Source organism: Candidatus Krumholzibacteriia bacterium (genome assembly GCA_029865265.1).
In the GTDB taxonomy this organism is placed as follows: domain Bacteria; phylum Krumholzibacteriota; class Krumholzibacteriia; order WVZY01; family JAKEHA01; genus JAKEHA01.
On sequence record JAOUHG010000073.1, the window covers coordinates 1 to 5,569 of the forward strand.

4 protein-coding genes are annotated in these 5,569 nt (G+C 65.6%); 2 read left to right on the plus strand and 2 right to left on the minus strand.

Features of this window, described 5'->3' with window-relative positions; genetic code table 11:
* Positions 1-426: ATP-binding protein (locus OEX18_15435; GenBank protein MDH4338660.1), on the plus strand; the 426-nt coding region annotated here is incomplete at its 5' end.
* Complete coding sequence (locus OEX18_15440; protein MDH4338661.1) at positions 423-1,649, plus strand: hypothetical protein; 1,227 nt, start codon at positions 423-425, stop codon at positions 1,647-1,649. The genes OEX18_15435 and OEX18_15440, both read left to right, overlap by 4 nt.
* A gap of 210 nt (positions 1,650-1,859) precedes the next feature.
* Here OEX18_15440 and OEX18_15445 read toward each other — a convergent pair whose 3' ends face one another.
* Both OEX18_15445 and OEX18_15450 read right to left on the minus strand, forming a co-directional pair.
* Positions 1,860-4,940, minus strand: coding sequence for an efflux RND transporter permease subunit (locus OEX18_15445; GenBank protein ID MDH4338662.1), 3,081 nt, complete (start codon positions 4,938-4,940; stop codon positions 1,860-1,862).
* Positions 4,941-4,950: 10 nt separating this feature from the next.
* On the minus strand, positions 4,951-5,569 hold a 619-nt coding region (locus OEX18_15450), incomplete at its 5' end, for an efflux RND transporter permease subunit (protein MDH4338663.1).

The window sequence follows — 5,569 nt, forward strand, 5'->3', positions numbered from 1 at the left end:
CTGTGGGTGATGGGCGACGCCACCCGCCTGCGCGACGCGGTGCAGGCGCTGGTGGACAACGCCATCCGCTTCACCCCCGACGGGGGCAGTGTGCGCGTGTCGGCGAACAGCGAGGGCGATGAAGTCCGGGTGGTGGTGGAAGACACCGGCATCGGCATTCCGCAACACGAATTGAAATGGATATTCGAGAAGATCTACGAAGTCGGCGACCTGATGCACCACTCGTCGGGGACGTTCGGCTTTGGATCCAAGGGATTCGGGCTGGGGCTGGCACTGTGCAAGGCCATCGTGGAGGCACACGGTGGCCGGGTGGCGGTGGTCAGCACCCCGGGCCGCGGCAGCACCTTTACCATCGCGCTCCCGGCGGCAGGCTCAACTCCCAGAACGCCGGTGACGGCACCGGAGAAAGCAGGAACGCTGGTATGAAACACGCGCACGACGCCATGCACCTCGTCCCCACCCCGGCCGGCCGTATGCTGGCACTCGCGGCGCTGCTGGCACTGGCGCTGCTGGGCGTGACGGTGGACGCGCTGGCGCAGAGTTCCATCCAGGTGCGGGGGCTGGTGGACATCGTCGGCACCGACCAGGGGGGCTACCGCTACCTCAACACGGTCAACACCGGCGACTCCAACTTCGACGCGCTGCGCTCGCGCCTCTTCGTGGAGGGCCAGCGCGGCCAGACCTCGGTGTACCTGCAGTTCCTGATCTCGCCGGAGAGCTTCGACGAGTTTCGCTTCTTCGGCGGCTACCTGATGCAGCGCCTGTTCGAAGACCGCAACCTCTACCTGGAGGCGGGGCTCATCCCCATGCACGACGGCATCTGGGCCAGCCACACCTACTCCAACAAGAACCCGCTGATCGGCATTCCCCTGGCGCAGTACTGGAAGAGTGCCATGCACGGCTTCATGATGCCCACCGACCTCGACCAGCTCCTTTCCAAGCGCGGGCAGGGGCAGACGGGGTTCGTGTACGCGGATTCCACCGGCATCCGCGGCCGCAGCTATGCGTCCGCGCCCATCACCTACGACAACTGCTGGAACTACGGCGCGTTCTCGCTGGGAACGCTGGGCCGCTTTGAATACGCGGCCGGTGTCACGCTGGGCGCCCCGGCCACCCCGGTGTCGGGCTCCGACACCAACGAGAACCTCACCTGGCACGCCAAGCTGGGCTACGCGTTCATGCCCGGCCTGAAGCTGTGGCTGTCCGGCGCGCGCGGCGCCTACCTGAGCCGCGACGTCGAAGCATACCTGCCCGCCGGCAAGACCGTGAACGACTACTACCAGAACCTGCTCATCGTGAGCGGCGACGCCAGGTGGTGGCGCTTCTCGTTCATGGGGGAGGCGTACTTCACCCACTTCGACACCCCGGTGCGCGAGAGCGGCCTGTCGAGCGAGTCGTACTACCTGCAGGCGGTGTACTCGGTCTACGCGGGCGTCGACCTGGCCGCGCGCTACGACCGGCTGACCTTCGAGAACGTCGCCAGCAGCACCGGCGAGATGATGTCGTGGGACGAGAACATCGAGCGCTGGGAAGGCGGCGTCGGTTACCACGTGACGCGCGAACTCTTCGTAAAGGGGATCATGCAGGCCACGCGGGGCGATGAGGACTGGGAAGTGATTCCCGCGTTCCAGGCGTCGTTCAGCTTCTAGGGGTGGCGCGAGAGGTGAGCGTCGTAGTATAATGGTGTTAGCCGCGTCGGCGCGGGGCCGGCCGACAATGAGCGCCGGTCAAGTAAGGGCGCCCAGTCACCGCCATATTGCGCGGTGTCTTCCGCGCCCGGCGCGGCCAACCTCGAGAAAAGGGATGCACTCCGTGCATCCCTTTTCTTTTCTCCCTGTCGGCGGCACGGTTCGAAGAACTCAGGAGCCCGCGTCCGTGGCCTCGACCCCCTGCCGCCGCGAGCGCGCCAGCAGGCCATACCACCAGGCCTTGATTGCCTCGCCCATCACGTAGTAGGCCGGCAGCACCAGCAGGGTGAGGAAGGTGGAGCTGATGAGCCCGCCCATCACCGCGCGCGCCAGCGGGTAGTACTGCGCGTCGCCGATGTGGGTGCGCCCCAGCGCCATGGGCAGGAGCCCCAGCACCGTGGTCATGGCGGTCATGGTGATGGGACGCAGCCGCTCGCGCCCGCCCTCCATGATGGCATCGTCGATGGACAGGCCTTTCTTGCGCAGGTTGTTCACGTGGTCGATGAGCACGATGCCGTTGTTGACCACCACCCCGATCAGAATCACCACGCCGATCATGGCCATCAGCCCGAAGGGCGTCTGCGTGGCCACCAGCATCCAGATCACACCCACCGCGGCCAGCGGCAGACAGGTCATGATGACCAGCGGGTGCAGGTAGCTCTCGAACAGTGCCGCCATCACCAGGTACACGCACAGAATGGCGAGCAGCGCGTTGATCAGCATCTGCTGCGCCTGCGCGTTCTTCTCCTGGATGCGGCGGTTGAACGACCACGCGTAGCCGGGCGGCAGGGTCATGGTGCTCATGACGCCCTCCACCTCCTTCAAGACCGACTTGAAGTCCTCGCCCTCGTAGAGCCCGCGCACCGACACGATGGTGCGCTGGTTGTCGCGCTCGATCTGGGTGGGGCCGCGTGCCTCCTCCAGGCGCGCCACCGAGCCCAGCGTGATCTCCTTGTCGTCGGTCATGCCCACCAGCAGGTTCTCCAGGTTGTAGAGGCCCACCTGGTCGTCCGGGTCGAGGCTGATGCTCATGGGCACCTCGCGGTCCGCGCCGCGGAAGCGGTCCAGCTCGATGCCGCGGAAGGTGAGTCCCATCACCTGCGCCACGTCGTTGGCGGTGAGGTCGTAGCGCGACACCAGGTCCGAATCCAGCGCGATCTTGATCTCCTCGCGGCCCATCTCGACGCTGGTCTTCAAGTCCGTGAGATCCTCGATGTAACCGAAGCGGCGCTTGACCTCGTTGGCCAGGTCCTCCAGCACCAGCTTGTCGTCGCCAAAGAGATTCACCGACATGAGCTGCGCGCCGCCCGAGTCCTTGCCGCTGTCGTCACCCATCTGCAGCTTGAGGCCGGGGATCTCGGGGATGACGCGGCGCAGGTGCTTGCGCTTCTCCTTGAGCTGCTCGCGCCCCAGGTACCGGTCCTGGAAATATACCGTGGTGGCGGCGGCGTTGTCGGCGTAGTAGCTGTACACCGTCTCCACCTCCAGCGAATCGCGCTGGCCCTCGATGGCGGCTTCCACCCGGCGCACGATCTCGTTGGTCTCGCGGTAGGAGAGGTTGTCGGAGAACTCGTACTCCATGTAGATGCGCTCGATGAGCATGGAGTCGTCGTTCTGGAAGCCCTTCAGCTTGAACACCTTGGTGCCGGCCACGGTGATCAGGAGGACGCCGGTCACGATGCCCAGCGTCCAGCGCGGGTGCTTGAGCGTGGTCCAGCGCAGCGCGCCCAGGTAGGAGCGCTCCACGCGCGCAAACAGGCGCGATTCCTTGACCTCCCTGGGCTTCTTCAGGCGCGAGGAGAGGAACGGAATGAAGGTGAGCGAGATGAGCAGCGAGAAGCCGATGGCCACCGAGATGGTGATCCCCACCGAGGAGAGCCACACGAAAATCTCGTCGTTCTGGCCGCCGAATACGATGGGCGCAAACACGATCACGGTGGTCAGGGTGGACGCGGTGACGGCGGTGGCCACCTCGTCGGCGCCCACCACGGCGGCGCGCCGCGAGTCCTCCCCCTTGTTCTGGTGCCGGTAGATGGACTCCAGCACCACGATGGCGTTGTCCACCAGCATGCCCACCCCCAGCATCAGCCCCATCATGGTGAGCATGTTGAGCGAGTGGCCGGCGAAGTACAGGAAGGCCAGCGTACAGACGAGCGAGAACGGTATGCTCACCGCGATGATCAGCGTGGTGGTCAGGCGGCGCAGGAAGAAGTAGAGGATGGCCACCGCCAGCATGCCGCCGATGATGCCGGCGTCGCGCAGCCCGCGAATGCCGTTCAGGATCTCCTTGGACTGGTCGAAGAACAGAAGGACGTTGATCCCCTCCAGCGCGGGGTCGCTGTTCATCTTGTCCATGGCCTTCTGCACGCGCCGCGCCACGTCCACCGTGTTGGCGTTGCTCGCCTTCTGGATCCAGAAGGCCACCGCCTGCTCGCCATCGAGCCGGCGGCCGAAGGTGAGCGATGGCTCCCCGTAGTAAATGTCCGCGATGTCCTTGAGCCGGAGGCCCTCGGGGCTCACCACCAGGTTCTCGACGTCCGCGATTTCGCTGAAACTCCCGATGGAGCGCACCGAGTAGCGAATGCCGTCCGCCGTCACCTCCCCGCCCGAGGCGGTGGCGTTGGCGCTCTGCAGCAGGCGGAACACGTTCTGCACGTCCACGCGGTGCGCCTTGATCTTGTCGAGCAGGAGGTAGATCGCAATCTCCTTGGGCTCGACTCCGTGGATGTTGACGTTGCCCACGCCCTCGATGCGCTTGAGCGGGTTGATGATGGAGCGCTCGATGAGGTCGTAGCTGCCGGAGAGGTCGCGGCCCACCGCCGAAATGCGCCCCTCCAGGATGGGAATGTCGTTGGTGTCGAAGGTGAAGACCTGCATCAGTTCGATGTCGGGCGGCAGGTCGCCCTTTATCTGGTCGAGCTTCTCCTTCACTTCCATGCGCAGCACACCCACGTCGCGTCCCCACTGGAACTCGACGCCGACGAACGCGCCTTCGGACTGCGTCTGCGACTGGATGCGGCGCACGTCGCCCAGGGTGGCGAACACTTCCTCCACCGGCTTGACGATGTGGCGCTCGATGTATTCGGGGTGCGAGTTGGGGTACGGGATGAAGACGCCGATGAAGGGAAACTCGACGTGGGGCAGGAACTCCACCGGCAGCTTCACCGCGGCGATGCCACCCAGCGAGAGCAGCGACACCAGGCCGATCATCACCAGCACCGGCTTGCGAACGGATAGCTCGTGGAGCCGCACGCGTCCCCCTCTAGTCCCCGCGCGCCACGACCGAGTACAGCGACGGAATGACGAACAGGGTGAGAATGCTGCCCACCGCCAGCCCGCCGATGACGGAGAGCGCCATGGGCGCGCGGATCTCCGCGCCCTCGCCGAAGCCCAGCGCCATGGGCATCAGGCCCAGCACCGTGGTGAGCGTGGTCATGAGGATGGGGCGCAGGCGCACGCGGCACGCGGCACGAACCGCATCCACCTTGGGGCTCCCCTCGCGGCGGAGCGTATTGATGTAGTCGATGAGCACGATGCCGTTGTTCACCACGATACCGGCCAGCAGGATGACGCCGATGAACACCACCACGCTCAGCGGCTTACCGGTGACGAGCAGCGTGAAGACGACGCCGATGGCGGCCAGCGGCACCGTGAACATGATGATGAAGGGGTGCACGAAGCTCTCGAACTGCGCCGCCATCACCAGGTAGACCAGGAACACGGCCAGGATGAGCGCCAGGATGAGGCTGCGGTAGGAACGCTGCAGCTCCTCGTTCTCGCCGCCCAGTTCCACCGTGATTCTCTGCGGGATACTGAGCGACGCCAGCATGGCGGTGACCTCGTCGGCGACGTTGCCCAGGTCGCGCCCGGACACGTTGCCC

What these genes read in the sequence shown, in the direction of transcription:
- OEX18_15440 (MDH4338661.1), top strand. Translation starts at nt 423, where the DNA reads ATGAAACACGCGCACGACGCCATGCACCTCGTCCCCACCCCGGCCGGC.